Source organism: Bradyrhizobium sp. 35 (assembly GCF_023073215.1).
GTDB lineage: Bacteria > Pseudomonadota > Alphaproteobacteria > Rhizobiales > Xanthobacteraceae > Bradyrhizobium > Bradyrhizobium canariense_D.
This window is the reverse complement of the sequence record NZ_JADPJC010000050.1, coordinates 1-18,517: the sequence shown is the minus strand read 5'-3', so window position 1 is coordinate 18,517 and position 18,517 is coordinate 1. Positions and strand designations below refer to the sequence as shown.

The window sequence follows — 18,517 nt, the reverse complement described above, 5'->3', positions numbered from 1 at the left end:
GGCCGCTCACCGCAGACAGACCGGTCCATGCGCCCTCCCTCGTGCCACGCGCATTCGTCGGCGTAGCCACCACGATGTTCATTTGAACATAGCGTAACGCCATATGAAACCAGAAAATTGCGTCCTTGGAGTTCAAATGATACTTTCGTTGAGAACGGAGGGCCTATGCTCAGGACCGCCACGACCCGTCAGACCCACATACTAGAGATCGTGCGCGAGCAAGGCTTCGCCTCCATCGAGCAGCTCGCGGTGCGTTTCGATGTCACTCAGCAGACCATTCGCCGCCTCGTGAATGCACTCTGCGACCAGGGCCTGCTCCGGCGGGTGCATGGCGGGGTCGGCCTCCCGGTCCAGAACCAGAACCTCGCCTATGGCAGCAGGCACAGGTTAAACGCCAGCGCGAAACGGCGGATCGCGCACGCGACCGCCAACCTCATCCCTGACGGGACGTCACTGATGATCGGACTTGGCACGACGCCCGAATACGTCGCGCAGGCGCTCTCCCGCCGTCGGGATCTGCGGGTGATCACCAACAGCCTGAACGTGGCCGCAGCATTCGCGCACAATCCGGACGTGGAGATCAGCATCGCGGGCGGCACGCTGCGGCAACTCGATCGCGATATCATTGGCGAGTCGGCTGCGCGCTTCTTCGCGGGTTTCCGCGCCGACTTTGGTATATTCGGTGTCGGGGGGATTGATGAGGACGGCACGCTGCTCGATTTCCATGCCGATGAAGTCAAGGCGCGTCAATCCATTGTGGCCAATTCGCGAACGTCCGTGCTAGTGGCCGACATCACCAAGTTCGGTCGCAATGCGACGGTCCGGGGCGGCCATCTCGACGACTGCCACCATCTCGTCATCGATGATCGATTGCCTGGATCGTTTAAGCCAATCGCGGACAGGTATGGCGGTCTGATCCACACGGCCCGCGACGCCCGCGCAGATTTCGAACGCCTTGGCCATACCTAGCGGACAACATAGACTCCCTTGCTCAGATCGATCGCGGACTTCAACGCACGGCCGACAATCCGCGCCGCAATCGGCACTGAGCCAGTCCCACGTGCCGCGCACCTACGGGGGCGAGCTCGAGCGGTGGGGAGCTGTTTTCCCGGTGATCCGAGCCCTCGGCTTGAACCAATTCAAGCGTGTTCATCCGGTCTACCTCGGAACAGGCGCTTCCGATTCCAGCAGGGACGCGGCCTTGAGATCGCTCCAGAGCGCGCCCGGCACTGTGGTGGTCAGCGCTGCCACATTGCGCTCGACCTCCTGCGCATTATGCGCCCCGAGAACCACGCTCGCGACCGCGGGATGACCCAGCGCAAAATGTAGAGCGGCCGTCGGCAGCGCTACGTCATGAGCTGCGCAGATACGCTGGATCTCAGCAACCTTCGAAAGGATCTGCGGCGGTGCGTCTTGATAATTGTACTTGGCGCCCTTGATGGCGCCCGTCGCCAGAATCCCCGAATTGAACACGCCGCCAAGCAGCACCGCGATGCCCTGCTTCAGCGCCAGCGGCATGAACTCCTCGAGTGCTGGCTGCTCCAGCAGCGAATAACGCCCGGCGAGCAGCATCACCTCGAAGGACCCGGCCTGCGCAAAGCGCACGCACATCTCCGCCTCGTTGACGCCGATCCCGATGCCCGCGACCACACCTTCGGAACGAAGTTTGTCCAGCGCTACATAGGCCCCGGACATCGCTTCGCGAAACCGATCCTCGATCGCGTCCTTACCGTGGGTCCACACCTCGACATCATGGATCAGCAACAGGTCGATCCGGTCGGTGCCAAGCCGCAACAGCGACTGCTCGACCGAGCGCATGGTGCCATCATAGGAATAGTCGACGACGGCTCGGTGCGGCTGTCCACCAATAAATCCGGACCGAGTCTCCGGCTGGTGAAACGGATCCATCCAGCGACCAGTTTTTGTGCAAAGCACCACATCCTTGCGCGGCACGCGCCGGAGCGCCGTTCCGCAGCGATGCTCCGACAGGCCGTTGCCATAGTGCGGCGATGTATCGAGCAGATTGATGCCGAGCTCGAAGGCACGGCTCGCTGCGGCAATTGCAGTGTGGTCGTCGAGCTCGAGAAAGAGATCGCCGAACGGTGCGGTTCCGAACCCGAGGATGGAAACTTCGAGACCGGTCCGGCCAAGTGTGCGGCGCGGCAAAGCCGATTGCGAAACCATGGTGGATTGCTCTTCCTTCTCCGCGCCTCGATCCGCGCTAGTCTCATTGCAGCGACGCGCAGCGTATGTATTTGCCGTCAGGTGTCAACGCGAGGATTACGGGTCTCGTACAAGACTATTCCGCTCATACATTCGGGTTGCTAAGAAAAGCGGAACCGGCACGCGGGCACTTCACGGCCTGCGGCAACGAGGAGGAACGATGCTCCCCTATGTTACGCACGACGCACGCTTTGCTCGCCTGGTCTTTGGTCACGCCAATCTCGAAAAACTCACCAGCGGCTGCCGCTGGGCCGAAGGACCCGCTTACTTTCCGGCCGGCCGCTATTTGATCTGGTCCGACATTCCGAACAACCGGATGATGCGCTTCGACGAGACGGATTCATCGGTGTCGGTGTTCCGCTCGCCGAGCTTCAACTCGAACGGCAACACGACCGATCACGAGGGGCGGCTCGTCACTTGCGAGCACTTCATGCGCCGCGTCACCCGGACCGAGCATGACGGCTCCATCACGGTGCTTGCCGAGCAGTTCGAAGGGCGTCGGCTGAACTCGCCCAACGATGTCGTGGTGAAATCGGACGGCTCGATCTGGTTTTCGGATCCGACATACGGCATCGACAGCGATTACGAGGGCCAGCAGACCAAATCCGAGATTGGCGCCTCCCACGTGTATCGGATCGATCCAGCGGGCGGCGAGATCAGCCTCGTCGTCTCTGACCGCATGCAGCCGAACGGGCTGGCGTTCTCGCCAGACGAGAAGCTGCTTTATGTCGCCGATACCGGCGCGACCCACGTCGACGGGCTGCCCGCGACGATCTGGTCCTACAAGGTCCAGGGAAACAAGGTCGCTGAGCCCTCGCTGTTTTCCACCTGCCCCGACGGCCTCTACGACGGATTTCGCTGCGACATCCATGGCAACGTTTGGACGTCGGCGGGACGGAGCTTGTTCTGCTACGCAGCCGACGGGACACATATCGGCACCATTCCCATCGGCGAGATCGTGGCGAATGTCTGTTTCGGCGGTCCGCAGCGCAACCGTCTCTACATTTGCGGACAGACATCGCTGTATTCGATCTTCCTCAATACGCGCGCGGTCGTGTAAGGGAAAAGGCGGCGCGGGGCGGCGTGCGGCGCCATCCTCAGCCGTTCTGACCGCGCTTTCGCCGGCCGTCGGTGCCCTCGTCGCCCTGCAGATCGGATTCAAGTTCCTCGATAGCGCGCGATCCGAACTTGCCGGTCTCTGAGCTCGCGGATACTGTGTCGAGCAAGGCAGTTCGTTTCGCTAAAATTTTGATTTACGATGATTTCCAATTTGTAAAGAAGGCGGGCCACCTTAGGCTGGCCATCTAGCTCGTGACGCGTTCGCCCCGCCCGTAGACGAGCAGCATGAAGATGATAACGAGACCATAGATCACTTGGCGGCCCGCCTCCGGCATCTCCATGATCGACAATACACTGTTCAGGAGCACGATCAGGACGACGCCGATCAGCGTGCCGAGATAGCGGCCGCGGCCGCCGAGGATGTTGGTGCCTCCAATCACGACGGCGGCGATCGAGGGCAGCAGATAGGCGTCTCCCATGCCTTGGTAGGCCTTGGTGGAATAGCCGGCGAGCAGCACGCCCGCGAGCGCGGCAGCAAGGCCGCAGAGGACGAAGCAGACCACCGTGACGCGGCGCGTGTTGACGCCGGCGAGATAGGCCGCCGCCTCCTTGTTGCCGATGGCGTAGATGTAGCGGCCGAGCGACATGCGCTGCAGGATCACGACCACCAGCACGGACACCCCGGCCCAGACGAACAGCGCGTTGGGAATGCCGAGCGTACGATCGCCCGCCAGCATCCGCATCAGGTCGGTCGCCCCGGTCTGAGGTGCGTAGCCGCCAGTATGCGCGACCATCAGGCCGCGCATCACGGCATTCACGCCCAGCGTAAAGATCATCGAGGGGACCCGCAGATACGCGACCCCGACGCCGTTGACGAGCCCGACCAGAACGCCGACCCCGAGCCCGACCGGAATTGCGAGAGGACCGCCGACCGAGGTCGCCATCATGGCCGCGGCCGCGAGCGTCCAGGGCACCGACAGATCAATCTGCGCTATCAGGATCACGATCATCATGCCGGCCGAGACGATCCCGAGGAACGCACCGATCTGCAATTGCTGCAGAAGATAGGCCGGAGACAACAGGGGAGCGCTGCCGAAACGGGCGAATGTGTAAACCGTACCCGCGACGAGAATGACGACGATGAACACCGCCGCAATCAGGATCGGGCGATCGTCGCGCGAGAGGCTGAATGAGGCCGCCGTCATCGAAACAGCTCCAACGTGTTCTTGACGCGCAGCATACCCAACGCGCCGATGCTGACGGCAGCGAGCAGGATCACGCCCTCGAACAGCGGCTGCAGAAGAGGGGCAATGTCGAAGATGCGGAAGAAGAAGGAAATCACGCGCAAGACCATAGCGCCGAAGATCGACCCGATCGCACTGCCGGTTCCGCCAAGCAGCGAAGTGCCGCCGATCACCACGGAGGCGATCGAGTTGAGCGTATAGGCGCCGGCCTGCGGAATGTCCGCATTCCCAGACGAAGTCTGGATAGCAAGGAAGAGACCGCCGCAGCCGGCGAAGAAGCCCGCGAGCGTGAAGGCGGCGATCTTGGCGCGCTCGATCGGAAGGCCGGACATATAAGCTGCGCCCTCGGCGGAGCCGATCGCATAGACGGCGCGGCCGAGAACGGAGCGGCGGAACGGCACCCATACCAGCAGCGGAATGAGAACGAGAAGCACGAAGGGGACCGGGATCCAGGCGAACGGCGCAAACCAGGCAGCCGCGCCATCGTCGAAGATGTGCACGGTCGAGGCGAAATCGCCGAGCGAGTTAGTCAGCGCCCAGTTCAGATCAACATCGATCTTGCCGCCCGGGGTCGGACGCAGGAAAAGCGCGATGCCGATGTAGACCGCGCCGGTCGCAAGCGTCGCGATGATCGGCTGGATGCGCCCATAGACGACGACGCAACCATTGATAAAGCCGGCAGCCGCGCCGATCACAAGGCACACGGCGATCCCGAGCAGAATGCCGCTCACGCCGCCCGGAAAGGTGCCGAGGCCGAGATGCACGCCGAACAGGTCGAGATGCAGCGGCGCACCACCTGCCGCGCCGGTCAGGAGGTAGCTTGCAAAGCAGCCGACCATGGTCATGACCGCTCCGACGGAGAGATCAAGGCCCGACATTAAGACCGGCACTGTCTGCGCCATCGCCAGCATGGCGAGCGCAACGATTTCGTCGCCATTCTGCACCAGCACGGCGGAGGAGAAGCCGCGGGGATGCGCGGCGTTGTAGAAAATGTAGAGAGCACAGAACAACAGGATGGCGGTGACCAGACCAATGTTCTGGCGGATCCTGATCGCGAGATCGTCAAGCATGCGCCGCCCTCGCTGCGGTATCGGTGTCGACATTCAGGGAGCTTGCGACAATGTTGGTCTCGGTGAGGTCGTCGCCCTCGAGCTCGCGCACGATGCGGCCGTCATACATGATGACGACGCGGTCGCAGCAGCCGATCAGCTCGTCATAGTCGGTTGAGTAGAACAGGATTGCGGCGCCCTGGTCGGCGAGTTCGCGCATCAGCCGGTAGAGCTCCTGCTTGGTGCCTACGTCGATTCCGCGCGTGGGATCGTTGAGCAGGATGATGCGCGGATCGGTCATCAGCCATTTGGCGAGCACGACCTTCTGCTGGTTTCCGCCCGACAGCGTCGAGACCGCATCACTCGCGGCGTCCAACTTGATCTGCAGCCTCGCGATGGCTCGCTGGATCGCGGTGCGTTCCTTCCCGGTATCGATGAATGGGCCAGTCGAAAGCGCGTCGAGCGATGCGATCGCAAGATTGTCTGCGATCGACATCGGCAGCATCAGTCCTTCGGTCTTGCGGTCCTCAGGCACGAGTGCGATGCCGACCGATTTTGCCGCCGCCGGGGAGCCGGGACGTACCTCGCGATCTGCCACCGTGAGGCGACCAGTGACACCGCGCAAAACACCGAACAGCGCAAGCAACAGGGATTTCTGGCCCTGCCCGTCGAGACCGCCGAGCCCGACGATCTCGCCGGCGCCGATGCTCAGTGAAATGCGATCGAGCTGCCTCTCCCAGCACAGGTTCTCGAGCGCCAGCACCGGCTTCGCGGCATTTCGCGCCGGCTTGGGCGGATACTGGGCCGCGATGTCACGCCCAATCATGAGCTGGATGATATCGGCGGTCGAACGCCTCCCCTTGTCGAAGGTCTCGATATGGCGGCCGTTGCGAAACACCGAGGCCCGGTCGGCGAGCGCCTCGACCTCGTGCATGCGGTGCGAGATGTACAGGATTGCGACGCCCTCGGCCTTGAGCCGCGCCAGCATCGCATAAACCTTCTCCACATCGGCGCTCGTCAGTGCCGATGTCGCCTCGTCGAGGATCAGCAACTGCGGCCGCTTGCCGAGCGCCTTCGCGATCTCGACCACCTGGCGCCTCGATAGGGGCAGATCGCGCACGCGCCTCAGGGGGTTGACGTCCTCACAGCCGATCTCGGACAAAAGCTCTTCGGCGCGGCGGCGCTGCGCCTTCGCATCGATCAGGCCGAACCGCCGCGGCGGGGATGCAATGGAGATGTTGTCCGCGACCGAGAGGTCGGGCATCAGCGATAGTTCCTGAAAGATGCAGACGACACCGGCCGCATTCGCCGCCGACGGCGTGGCGAAGCTGACCTCGCTCCCCGCGAGGCGCATGCGACCGCTGTCGGGCTGCACCACACCGGCAATGATCTTGATCAGGGTCGACTTGCCGGCGCCGTTCTCGCCCAGCACGGCATGAATCTTGCCACGTTCGCAGGCGAAGTCGACGCCTTCAAGCGCGCGAACGCCGGCATAGCGCTTGGAGATGCCGGCAAGCTCCAGGAAGGCGGATTGCGTCGGATCGGCAGCCGGCATGGCCGGGCCTTCACGCAACGACGGCCCGGCGAATGCCGGGCCGTGACAGAGACATCGCTGGAGCCGTCACTGGGTGTTCTTCTCGCTCTGCGACATGATCTCCGGTGCAGTGAAGTTCACGCCGCACGGTGTGAACTGGTTCGGCGCAAAGAAGTTGGCATTGAGCTCGGGCCAGTAATTCGTGCCCGGCTTGAGATCCTTGTAGGTCGCCACTGGAATCGGGATCGAGATCAGCTGCGGCATAATGTTGCCCTGCAGCGCCGAGATCGCCGCCTTGGTCGCGATCGCCACCAGCGCCGGCGACTGGCCGTAGGACATTCCCTTTAGTCCGTCCTTGGCGTGATCGGCAATCTGTTTGCGGTACTCGTTTTCGCCCTCGCCCGACATCGGCACAAAGGGATGCTTGGCAGCCATCAGTGCCTGCACGGTGCCGTCGGATCCGCCTTGGGTGAATACTCCGTCGAAATGACCATGCACAGCTAACGCATCTGCAGTCACCTTCTGCGAGGTGCCGGTGTCCCAATTACCAACCACCTCGGTGATTTTGAAGCTGTTGCCGGGCGATTCTATTACCTCGCGGAAACCGAGATGACGGTCGCGGTCAACGGAGTTTCCCGGGAGGCCACGGACTTCGAGGATGTCGCCGGATTTCTTGCCGCTCTCGTCGATCAGCCATTTGGCCGACATGCGGCCCATTTCCTTCTGGTCCTCGTTGACCATCATCACCTTGTCGGTGTCGAGGACGTTGTCGAACGGCACCACCACGACGTTGTTCTTGTCGGCAAGACGGATGATGCGATCAAAACCGTCGGGAGCTACCGCAATGGTAACGATTGCGTCGAAGCCTTGGTTGATGAAATCCTCCATCGCGCCAAGTTGCGCCGCGACATCGGTCCCGGTGGAAACAACCTTGAACTCCTTGATGTTCTCCTTGATACCCGGCTGATCGGCGAAAGCCTTGGCAGTCTTCACCATCTGGATGCGCCAGGTGTTGCCGACAAAACCGTTGACCAGCGCGATTCTGTAGGGGCCCGCCTTCTTGGGCCACTGAAAGAATTTGGTCTCGGACGACCACGGCTTGAAGCAGGCGGGGTCGGCGCCGGGACCGGAGACGACCTTTGGACCTGCCAGAGCACTCACCGATGACAACAGCAAGCCGGCGCAAGCCAGCCCCGCCAGACGAAGCGTCCACACCATGTCGTGTCTCCCTGAGCGTTTGTGTTCCACCCTAACGCGGCGCGTAGCCATGCCGGGAATTGACTTTCCCATGCGCGTGTCGGGCTAGGATGGCACGCAGCTTGCGATGCTGACAAGCCGAGGGCGGACGCTCCGGCGCGAGACACGATCTGAACGCACGGCCAAACCGACGGCAATTGTGGAAGCAGAAAACGTAACAATGACAGTCGGGTGTTCGTGGGCGGCAAGGGATTGTGCAACGGCGAAGCTGGCGATGGCCGGGCTTTCATGGTGGCATCCACGCGCGTGACGAAAAAAATGACACTCAGGGAAAAGTGTGAATCGCTACGCGAAGCCGAACGAAGCCCGCTTGCGGAAGCCGGGTTTTGAAAACCAGAGGCTGGGACTACTTGCTTTCGTCCGGCGGCCTGGCGCTCCTCCGCTAAGATAATGGCTGTAGCAACGCCGATCGCTCGCAGCTCCTCACTCAGCAGCTCGACGGCGAGATCAGGTATCGCACCGCGACGGTGGCTGGCGAACATGTCACTTGCTTGACACGTTCTGAAGCGCCGGTCTCTAATGTCCTTCAAGGTCCTGCGGTTGGACAGGCAACACTTTCTGCCCCCAAGCAAGAACAGGCTCGACTGCCCCACCCAGCGACTGTCAGGTCAAGGGTGCGGAATCCAAGATCGTTTCCTGGGAGGGAACAATGGACAGACGCCAGACGCTCAAGCTGATCGGTGGTACGGCCGCGTTGGCCGGTGCCGGTTTTCCGGGCTTTGCCTTTGCGCAAGCCCAAAAGGAAATGGTCACGGTCGTGAAGATCGCGGGAATTCCGTGGTTCAACGCACTTGAAAAGGGAATCCAGAAGGGTGCGAAGGATTTCAGCATTAATGCCACTATGGTTGGCCCGGCGAACGTCGATCCGGCACAGCAAGTAAAGCTGCTTGAGGATCTGATTGCCAAGAAGGTCAACGTGATCGGCTTGGTGCCGCTTGATGTAAAAGTCTGCGAGCCCGTACTGAAGCGCGCCCAGGCCGCCGGAATCAAGGTCATCACGCATGAGGGTCCGGAACAGGAAGGCCGTGACTGGAATGTGGAATTGATCGACTCCGTTCGGTTCGGCGAGGTGCAGATGGAACGTCTCGCCAAGGACATGGGCGGCGAAGGTGATTATGTGGTTTATGTCGGGACTCTTACGACGCCACTTCACAACAAATGGGCCGATGCCGCGATTGCCTACCAGCAGAAAAATTTTCCAAAAATGAAGCTCGTCGCCGACCGCTTCCCTGGCGCCGACGAGATCGACACCAGCCAGCGCACGACGCTTGACGTGATCAAGGCCTATCCCAACCTGCGTGGTATTCTCGGCTTCGGTTCGAACGGACCAATCGGGGCCGGAAATGCTGTGCGTCAGCAACGTCTTGGCAAGAAGATCGCCGTTGTCGGCACCGTGCTGCCAAGCCAGGCGAAGTCGCTTATCGCGGATGATACGATCCGCGAGGGTTTTCTGTGGAATCCCACCGATGCGGGTTACGCGATGGTCGCGGTGGCCAAACTCGTGCTCGATGGCAAGCCGATCACGGATGGCGTCGATGTACCCGGCCTTGGCAAGGCAGCCGTCGACGTTGCAGGAAAGCAGATCAAGGTGGACAAGATCATGCGCATCAACAAGGAAACCATCGACGGTCTGATCGCCGGAGGGCTCTAGGCCGGACCGGTTTAGTCGCCTCGTCGCGCTGCATTCCCGGCCCTTCCGGTCGGGAATGCGGGACCACTCGAGTGATCGCACGACTCCATTGCAGGCGAACCTTTGGTGACTTTCCTGGAAATGTCCGGCATATCGAAGCGCTTCGGCGGCGTGCACGCGCTCCGCGACGTCGATCTCACTCTGGAAGTCGGCGAGGTGCATTGCCTGGTCGGTGAAAACGGCTCCGGCAAGTCCACCCTGATCAAGATCATTTCGGGCGTCGAGGCAGCGGAGCCTGGCGGCCGTATCGCAATTTCCGGCAAGGAATATCCTAAACTGAACCCGGTCTACTCCACGCATTGCGGCATTCAGGTCATCTACCAGGATCTTTCGCTATTCCCCAACCTCACCGTCGCCGAGAATATCGCGATGGCGCACCATCTTGGCGGCCTCCATTCGGTGAACTGGGCCTCAATGCGCGCCACCGCGAAGGCCACAATGGCAAAGATCGGCGTTGCGTTCGACCCGGACGCGAAAGTGTCAGAGCTCAGCATTGCCGGACGCCAGCTGGTCGCGATCTGCCGCGCCTTGGCTGCGGATGCCAAACTCCTGATTATGGATGAGCCGACGGCATCGTTGACCCGCCACGAGGTGAACGCCCTGATCGCGCTCGTAAGCGAGCTGAAGCGTGCCGGCATCTGCGTCGTTTTCGTCAGCCACCGTCTCGATGAGGTGCTTGAAATCGCCCAGCGCGTAACGGTGCTGCGGGATGGCGCCAAAGTCGGTACTTTTGCCGCAGACACAATCGATGGGCGGAAACTCAGCCAGCTGATGACTGGCAAGTCCTTCGAGTATCAGATACAGGCGCCTGAGCTTGCCGCTGGCCCGGTTGTGCTGGAAGTTAAGGGCCTGGGCCGCGAGGGCGAGTATGAGGATGTAAGCTTGCAGTTGCGCGCGGGCGAAGTAGTGGGTCTCACCGGTCTGCTCGGCTCAGGGCGAACCGAATTGGCGCTATCCCTGTTCGGCATGAAGCCGCCCGATCGCGGCACTATCGCACTTGACGGGCGGCCCATCGCCCTCCGTACAAATGCAGAGGCGATCGATCGAGGGATCGCCTACGTATCCGAAGATAGGCTTACGCTTGGTCTCATCCTGAATCAGTCCGTCACGGCGAACGTCACGCTTACGGTGCTGGATCGTCTGGCTGGCGCGTTCGGCCTGATTGCCGCACGCGCGCGACAGACCCATGTCGCTCGGTGGGTTGCTGAACTCGGGATCAAGGTCTCCAATCCCGCCAACCCGGTGAAGACGCTCTCCGGGGGCAACCAGCAGCGGGTCGTGCTCGCCAAATGGATGGCGACCAATCCGCGGGTGCTTATCCTCGATAGCCCCACGGTGGGCGTCGACATCAGCGCCAAGGACGGCATTTACGAAATCATCCGGCGGTTGGCCCGCGACGGCGTCGCGGTCTTGATGATATCGGACGAAATCCCCGAGGTCCTTTATCATAGTCATCGCGTCTTGGTGATGCGGGAAGGTCGTTTGACAACCGACGTGCCTGCCGCAGCCACTTCCGAAGATGCGCTTCGGCAGGCCGTCAATGCCTGAATCGCACATGGCATCATTCGGCAGGTTTCGTCGCAGCCATGAGTTCTGGCTGCTGATAGTGATCCTTGGGCTCTGCGCCAGCTTGGGCTTCGCGAACGCCCAATTCCTGACCATGCAGAATCTGTTTGATCTGCTGACCTCCTATGCATTTGTCGGCATCCTAGCGCTCGGGCTGCTGGTCGTCCTGATCGCCGGCGGAATCGACATCTCATTCACCGCGACCGCGTCGGTGGCGCAATATGTCACACTTTCGCTTGCCAATGCTTACGGGGCGAACTGGATCGGCGTCTTCGCCATCGCGATTGGAATTGGCGGTGCGCTCGGTGCCCTCAACGCGATTTTCATCCAGAAACTTCGAATACCATCGATCATCGTTTCGGTCGCGACGCTGAACATCTTCTATGGGCTTCTGATCTTCTTCACCGGCGGCAAATACATCTATTCGTTGCCCGACTGGTTTGCGACCGGAATATTCTGGTTCGAGTTCGAATGGGGCAAGGATAGCTCGTACGGTGTCAATCTGCAGATCCTCGCGCTCGTGCTGGCATTTCTCGTCACCTGGCTCCTGCTTAACCGAACCAATATCGGCCGGCAAATCTATGCCATGGGAGGCAATACCGACGCCGCACAGCGGCTCGGCTTCCACATTTTCGGCCTCAATATACTGGTCTATTGCTACATGGGTGTCATGGCCGGAATCGCCTCCCTGATTCAGGCACAACTCGCGCAGTCCGTTGCCCCGACGGTGCTGGTGGGCAAGGAACTCGATGTGGTCGCTGCCGTCGTGCTCGGCGGCGCCAGCCTGATGGGCGGCGTCGGCACGGTCTTCGGCACGTTTTTGGGCCTGACACTGCTCGCGGTACTCCAAAATGGAATCATTTTGCTGGGCGTTTCGTCCTACTGGTCGCCGTTCTTCGTCGGCTTGGTTATTCTCATTTCGGTCTCTGCGACCGCCTGGTCGCAGCGCGAGCGGCGAACCCGGAGCGCGCCCCGATGAGCAACGCCCCTGCCCTCTCGCTTCGCCGGCGCATGGTCGGTCTCGCCAGCAGCGGCACAGTCGCCACCCTCATCCTGCTGTTGTTCGCACTCTGGGTCGTGTTCGCGATCACGATCGGCGATCGGTTCTTCTCGGTCAACACGCTGCAATCCATGGCTTTCCAGATGCCCGAACTTGGCATCCTCTCACTGGCGATGATGCTGGCCCTGCTATCTGGTGGACTCAACCTTTCCATCATCGCAACCGCCAATCTGTCCGGACTGACCATCGCCTTCCTGCTGACGCGCTACATCCCGGGGAGCCAGGGCCTTGCCTGGGTCGGCATTCAGGTCTTTGCGATCGCTGCAGGATTTGCAGTGGCTGCATTGGTCGGCCTCCTCAATGGTTTTGTCATCGCCTATCTCGGCGTTTCGCCGATCCTGGCCACGCTCGGCACGATGACGCTCTGCAAGGGTCTCGCGATCGGCCTGTCGCGCGGTAACGTCATCTCCGGATTCCCGGAGCCGATTGTGTTTATCGGCAACGGAACGGTTTTCGGGGTACCCTTTGCTCTGATCGTACTTGCGTTCTGCGCCTTGCCCGTCGCGCTCATGCTGAACGCGACGCCGTTCGGTGCAAAGGTTTACATGATCGGCTCGAACGAGAAGGCGACCCGTTACTCCGGCGTCAATACCCGCGCCGTCCTCCTCAAACTCTATGTATTTTCCAGCTTGCTCGCGGGCGTGGCGGCGGTCGTCATGTTGGCACGTTTCAATTCGGCCAACGCGGCATACGGCGAGAGCTATCTGCTGGTCACCATTCTCGCGGCCGTGCTCGGCGGCATCGATCCGTTTGGCGGCTTCGGCAAAGTCGGCGGGCTATTGCTTGCGTTGATCATCCTTCAGGTGATCTCCTCGGCATTCAACCTTCTGAACCTCAGCCAATTCCTCACGCTAGCGATCTGGGGTGGAATCTTGATTGCCGTCGCGGCGGTTCCTCATGTCGCCGGCAAAGCGCCGCGGTAGCCGGCGATGATGCGCTCGATCGTCTCGAACCCTATTGCAGTTCTCGACATCGGCAAGACCAATCTCAAACTGGTCGTGGCGAGCGACGACGGCTGGCCGCTCGAAACACATGGGCTTCCAAATGTGCCTATGGCTCAGGGGTCGTACCTCGCCTATGACCTTGCCGGGTTAGAAGAGTGGTTTCTCGATACCCTTGCCGACGTGTCTCAACGCCATGCCATTGGCGCCGTGATCGTGGCTGCGCATGGATGCGGCGCGGTTCTCGTCGACGGTGATACGCCAGTGCTGCCGATGATGGACTATGATGCCGTCTCTCCGCCCGCAATCGATGAAGCATATGCCCGGATCGCGCCTGGTTACGATGAGGTGTTTTGCGGAATCGGAGGGGCGATGCGGCTCGGAAAACAGCTGCTTTGGCAGGAAAGCGCGTATCCCGTCGAATTCGCTCGCGCAAAAGCCTATCTGACCACCGCGCAGTTTTTCGCCCTGCGGCTTGGTGGACGTGCGGCCAGCGAAATCTCGCAGCTCGCGGCTCAGAGCCATATCTGGGACCTCATCCACCGTCAGCCTTCTTCTCTTATGCGTAAGCGCGGTTGGAGCCATCTGTTGCCCGAATGCGTACCCGCCGGTGAGGTGCTAGGGACGGTTTCGGAATCTGTAACCAGGCGCACTGGCCTGGCGCAATCGACCGAGATCCTCTGCGGCGTGCATGATTCCAACGCCAACCTGTTTCGCTACAAGGCCGCCGGCATGGCCGATGCCTCGATCCTATCGACCGGTACTTGGATGATCGGCTTTCAGCGCGGCCTCCCCCTGGACAAACTCGATTGCGCGCGCGCGATGGTTCTCAATATCGATGTCGATGGGGAGAATGCACCTTCGACGTTGATCGCGGCCGGCCGCGAATACGACCTCATCCGCGGGGAACATTTTACTTCTGATGCAGCCGTCCTTGCCGCATTGCCCACCCTGCTGTCGAGAGGAACCCTGGCGCTCCCCTCATTCGTCGGCGATGATGGATTGTTTCCGGGCGCTGCTCGCCGCGGACGGGTCATCGGGCCGCCCCCCGAAACGCCTGCCGAATGGCAAGCATTGGCGGTGCTCTTCGCAGCGTTCAGCGCAAACCGCTGCCTTGATGCGCTCGAGAGCTCAAAACGCATAGTCATCGATGGTGGCTTTGCCGCAAACCTGCCCTTCGCCCGTTGTCTTGCGACTTTGCGATCCTCGCAGAGTGTCTGGGTGAGTCGATCTCCCGACGGAACGGCGCTTGGCGCTGCGCTGCTGTGGCGGCGATTCTCGCGTACGCTGCCGGTTTCAAGCGTGATCCTTGAAGCCGTCACATCACTCAGCAACGATAGGTTCGAACCGCGCGACCTTTCCACCGCTTACCAGTCCTGGATCGCTTTCTCGGAGCCCGCTTCATGACAGACCGTAATCATGCCGATCTCCGCCAAGGCATTGTCGATACCTGCAGGGAGATGAATCGAAACGGTCTCAATCAGGGCACATCCGGCAATCTTTCGCACCGGATTCCAAACGGCATGCTAATCACGCCTACCAGTCTGCCCTATGATCGGATGCAGCCAGAGGACATTGTCGCGATGGATTTTGCCGCGAACTACCAGGGCAACCATCGGCCTTCATCCGAATGGCGCTTTCATCGCGATATTCTGCGAGCACGCGAAGACGTCAACGTCGTGCTGCATACGCATTCCACCTTCAGCACGATTCTCGCCGTTCACGAACGTGATATTCCCTGCTTCCACTATATGGTCGCAGTTGCGGGTGGCAACGATGTCCGGTGTACGCCATATGCTTGTTTCGGCACGCAGGCACTATCGGACTACGCCCTCAAGGCCCTCGAAGATCGCGACGCTTGCCTCCTTGGCCATCATGGCTTGATCGTGACGGCCCAGACCTTTGAAAAGGCGCTTTGGCTCGCCTTGGAGGTGGAGACGCTGGCGAAGATGTATGTCCATGCGTTGGCTATCGGCGAGCCGCCGCGCCTCAGCGACGCTGAAATGGCGCAGGTACATGAGCAGATGAAACGCATGGGATACGGCCAGGCGCCTGACCTTGACGATGTCGGCGATGTTCCGCGCGCCTTACTGGACTCGAAACGGACAGCACATTGATGGTGGATTTCACGGACAGCTGCCACCGAGTTCGGTCAGCACCGGCCCACGCGAATGTTGCAACAGTCGCAAAGGTGTCAACGGACGTTGGCTAGGGTGCTTTCAAGCTGAGAGTGGCGGAAGAGTGAGGCCGCCCACCACCGATTCTACACGCAAGCAAGAGCAACGGGCTTTGGACTCAAAGCACAGCAGGCCACCTGGATCTCCGGAGAGAGCAATGGCGATGAGCGAAAGAGGTTACCGTAAATCATAAACCAGCGTCTACGTTTGAAGAAACGTTAGCAGCTTTGAGCAGCTTTCGCGAGAACTGTAGTCGCACGACTCCACCGTCCTCAAGAAATATGAGGCAGCGACGACCGCGCATCGACATATTCGGCAGAGTTTCCGGCGCCCCTGCCGACCGCAACCTGATCGACCTTTATGCCGACGCCGGCCTGGAGTTCATCAGCGACAAAACGTCCCGATGACAAGCTTGGGATCGCGTTTGGTTATGCGCATATCTCGAAACGCGCCCAGCAGCTCGACAGCGATTACCGAACTTTCGTGGCATCCACTGACTACAACGCGCGTTCGTAATCCGGAAACTACGCGGGGCATGTCCTGGCCGCTAAGATCGCCCCGTGTTTTTCCTGTGGAATGGGTCCATGTCGGGCGGAGGGGCCCATTCTATGTCGCCGAAGGCTTTTCTCGCAGCCGGACTCGTTTTCCGGTAAGCCTGAACGAGATCACTTTTTCTGGCGCTAGTTTTCTTGCTGGTCTACTTCAAGGCCATGAACTCGCTGCTCGACCTGTCACGCTTGGTCCAGGTCGTCGCGCCGCCCATCCTGGTCTTGGTCTGCGACCGCTTCTTCACCGCGCCTTTGCGCGTTGTCGCCGACCGGTTTGTCGGCAGCCACGGAGTCATCCTCCTATGTTGGTGTGGTGATTGATCACTGGAATGATGGTAACTTGCCGGCTGGCCTCGTCCTCAATTGCGATGCGGCGCGGGTCGTGCACGCGGGGGGCAGACGCAATCTCGCTGGCGGTGGTCCTGGCTTTGGCCAGGGCATCTTCATCGTCACGGCAGTCCAATCCCGATGGATCCTTCAATGCCGTCCCGTCCGGCCGCCAACCCAGCACGCTTCAGCTTGACGAGCTGCTGAAACCTCTGCTGGCGGCGTGGAATGAGCAGCGCTCCACGCTGCGTAGTCCGAGATAACCGACCCGCAAACGGATCCGCTGTCTTAAGCATGACGAACGCCCGGGCCTTCGTTTTCTATTGCGCGCAATGAAGGCTCACTAGCTCACGTTAGCAACGGGTCACAAGCCGCCGACGCTGGCCCCTGGCTGCAAACTTCCGGTCTGCCCTTGTGAACCGACATGCAGCGACACCGCGTAAGGAAGCGATGGGCCAAAAGCTGGCCTCGCGCCAATTGCTCAATTTCTCCGAATTGGTCGAATGAATCTTTAGCGAGGCGAGGCTAATTGCGAGAATGGTAGTCAACCCGGGAGCGAACGATGAGATGGCTCAGGTGGCAGCTCGCGCGCAGTGACGTCTTCGTCGTCCTCTTTGCCGTTGTTCTGATATGTGTCTGTGCTGTCGTTCTTGTTCGATATCCGTCCGTTCATCAGGCATCTGGCTTCGGCCCAGATTGGGATTGCAAGAGCGTCCCCAACAGTGAGCCAGTTTGCATCAAGAAAACTAGCCATTAGCTTGACGACTGCTGTGGGTCACCGCAATCACCCCGAAGCAATTCATGGCTAAAAGGAGGACATTCCCGGCGATGTCGAGCACAACGGTTATCCCGTGCTGTGGCATGGAGTAGGTCCCCAGCACGTGTTCGTAAAGACGAACGCTCGAAGCTTTTGCAATGGGTCAAAATGCGAAGAACTCAAGTTGAACAACCTAGTCTGCTGTGGCGCGATGAGCGGACCTCCTCCGAACGAGGCGCAACTTGATGGGCCACAAGGGGGTGCAGTCCACTCCCCTCAGGTGCGCGGACCCGGCGCTCCAGGTCATCAGTAGGCAGGGTGGCTATGTTGAGCAGCCTATGTCGGAGATTTAGTTCGCACTCAGGGACGAGTGCGCCATGTTCCGTGGCTAAGTGACGACTTTGAGCGATGGTTTCGTTGGCTCGCTCGAGCCGGCGGCGTGTCTCGGTGCTGAATTCTTCGGCCATTTTGCGCTCCTAACATGCAGGCGGGAGCGCGGAATTGTCTCTCAGCCACCGGCGCCTACGGTTAGACCCTCGGCCGGCGATGCGTATCAACGTGCGGAGCCGCCTCACATTGCTGGCGGTTCCCTGGCTCTCGTCCAAGGCGCGGTAAGTCAGCGCTTGGAGAGGTTTTAGGAGGAAGCCCACCATCCGTCGGGGAATGGCTCCAGCAAAGTCCGATTGACTTGGTTGTCGTTGTCAGGGGCTGATAGCGCCTGCATTCCAGCTTGGTGGCGCGCGGCGACGGAAGCGGACAGACAGGGCGCCTGGTTCACGAGTTCGAAGGCGGCGCGAAGCAGGATGTGTCAAGCGTAATGGAGGCACACTGCGGGCGCTTCGCTCTGCTTCTTCGACTAGACCTCGAATATATTCCAATTCTGAGAGCTGAGAGGTGAGTTCGCTAAGTCGTTGGGCATAAAGGATTGCGCGAGAGCTTCGCATGAATGTTCTCCCCTATGCAAAAACACTATCGGGAAAAGCAGCGTAAGCGCTTAGCCGCAACCCTATTGAGGCTGGCTTGACGTTTTGCGGAATCGCCACGGCATGAGGTCTTCGATGCGGCTATGGGGATGGCCGTCGATG

The 18,517-nt window shown here is 60.5% G+C and carries 15 protein-coding genes; 10 read left to right on the top strand and 5 right to left on the bottom strand.

All coding sequences use genetic code 11. The features are described from left to right. Window positions 1-165 precede the first annotated feature (165 nt). Window positions 166-969 carry a DeoR/GlpR family DNA-binding transcription regulator gene (locus tag IVB36_RS08220; RefSeq protein ID WP_204510883.1) on the top strand — a complete coding sequence of 268 codons (804 nt, stop codon included), beginning with the start codon at window positions 166-168 and terminating at the stop codon, window positions 967-969. Between the two features lie 189 nt (window positions 970-1,158). Here the strand turns inward: IVB36_RS08220 and IVB36_RS08215 are convergent, their stop codons facing one another. Beyond that, a complete protein-coding gene (locus tag IVB36_RS08215) occupies window positions 1,159-2,184 on the bottom strand; it encodes an aldo/keto reductase (RefSeq protein WP_247391175.1) in 1,026 nt (341 codons plus the stop codon). Window positions 2,185-2,383: 199 nt separating this feature from the next. Between IVB36_RS08215 and IVB36_RS08210 the strand changes: the two genes are divergently transcribed. Next, a complete protein-coding gene (locus tag IVB36_RS08210) occupies window positions 2,384-3,283 on the top strand; it encodes an SMP-30/gluconolactonase/LRE family protein (protein WP_247391174.1) in 900 nt (299 codons plus the stop codon). A gap of 244 nt (window positions 3,284-3,527) precedes the next feature. Here IVB36_RS08210 and IVB36_RS08205 read toward each other — a convergent pair whose 3' ends face one another. The 4 genes from IVB36_RS08205 to IVB36_RS08190 form a co-directional block, all read right to left on the bottom strand. After that, window positions 3,528-4,487 (bottom strand): ABC transporter permease, encoded by a 960-nt coding sequence (locus tag IVB36_RS08205; RefSeq protein ID WP_018459505.1) that lies wholly within the window; start codon window positions 4,485-4,487, stop codon window positions 3,528-3,530. Next, the gene (locus tag IVB36_RS08200) at window positions 4,484-5,596 is read right to left on the bottom strand and encodes an ABC transporter permease (protein WP_247391172.1); all 1,113 of its coding nucleotides are present in this window, start codon (window positions 5,594-5,596) and stop codon (window positions 4,484-4,486) included. Before IVB36_RS08200 ends, IVB36_RS08205 begins: the two co-directional genes overlap by 4 nt. After that, window positions 5,589-7,130 carry a sugar ABC transporter ATP-binding protein gene (locus IVB36_RS08195; protein ID WP_018459503.1) on the bottom strand — a complete coding sequence of 514 codons (1,542 nt, stop codon included), beginning with the start codon at window positions 7,128-7,130 and terminating at the stop codon, window positions 5,589-5,591. Before IVB36_RS08195 ends, IVB36_RS08200 begins: the two co-directional genes overlap by 8 nt. Before the next feature lie 66 nt (window positions 7,131-7,196). Then, on the bottom strand, window positions 7,197-8,327 hold the full coding sequence (locus IVB36_RS08190; RefSeq protein WP_018459502.1) for a sugar ABC transporter substrate-binding protein: 1,131 nt from the start codon (window positions 8,325-8,327) through the stop codon (window positions 7,197-7,199). A 688-nt stretch (window positions 8,328-9,015) separates the two neighbouring features. Between IVB36_RS08190 and IVB36_RS08185 the strand changes: the two genes are divergently transcribed. From IVB36_RS08185 to IVB36_RS08150, 8 genes are all read left to right on the top strand, one after another. Continuing rightward, a complete protein-coding gene (locus IVB36_RS08185; RefSeq protein ID WP_007608730.1) occupies window positions 9,016-10,017 on the top strand; it encodes an autoinducer 2 ABC transporter substrate-binding protein in 1,002 nt (333 codons plus the stop codon). 102 nt (window positions 10,018-10,119) lie between these two features. Next, window positions 10,120-11,604 carry a sugar ABC transporter ATP-binding protein gene (locus IVB36_RS08180; RefSeq protein ID WP_026233826.1) on the top strand — a complete coding sequence of 495 codons (1,485 nt, stop codon included), beginning with the start codon at window positions 10,120-10,122 and terminating at the stop codon, window positions 11,602-11,604. Further along, window positions 11,597-12,601: an ABC transporter permease gene (locus IVB36_RS08175; protein WP_018459499.1), complete on the top strand. Its 1,005-nt coding sequence runs from the start codon at window positions 11,597-11,599 to the stop codon at window positions 12,599-12,601. The genes IVB36_RS08180 and IVB36_RS08175 overlap by 8 nt, the downstream gene beginning before the upstream one ends. Then, window positions 12,598-13,605, top strand: a complete 1,008-nt coding sequence (locus IVB36_RS08170; protein WP_018459498.1) for an ABC transporter permease — start codon at window positions 12,598-12,600, stop codon at window positions 13,603-13,605. Before IVB36_RS08175 ends, IVB36_RS08170 begins: the two co-directional genes overlap by 4 nt. A 6-nt stretch (window positions 13,606-13,611) precedes the next feature. Beyond that, entirely contained in the window at window positions 13,612-15,030 is a 1,419-nt protein-coding gene (locus tag IVB36_RS08165) for an FGGY-family carbohydrate kinase (RefSeq protein ID WP_247391169.1), read from the top strand. Further along, entirely contained in the window at window positions 15,027-15,740 is a 714-nt protein-coding gene (locus IVB36_RS08160; RefSeq protein ID WP_026233824.1) for a class II aldolase/adducin family protein, read from the top strand. Before IVB36_RS08165 ends, IVB36_RS08160 begins: the two co-directional genes overlap by 4 nt. Before the next feature lie 420 nt (window positions 15,741-16,160). Then, on the top strand, window positions 16,161-16,316 hold the full coding sequence (locus IVB36_RS08155; protein ID WP_247369116.1) for a carbohydrate porin: 156 nt from the start codon (window positions 16,161-16,163) through the stop codon (window positions 16,314-16,316). 173 nt (window positions 16,317-16,489) lie between these two features. Beyond that, window positions 16,490-16,669 (top strand): hypothetical protein, encoded by a 180-nt coding sequence (locus IVB36_RS08150; protein WP_143275436.1) that lies wholly within the window; start codon window positions 16,490-16,492, stop codon window positions 16,667-16,669. Window positions 16,670-18,517: the final 1,848 nt, after the last annotated feature.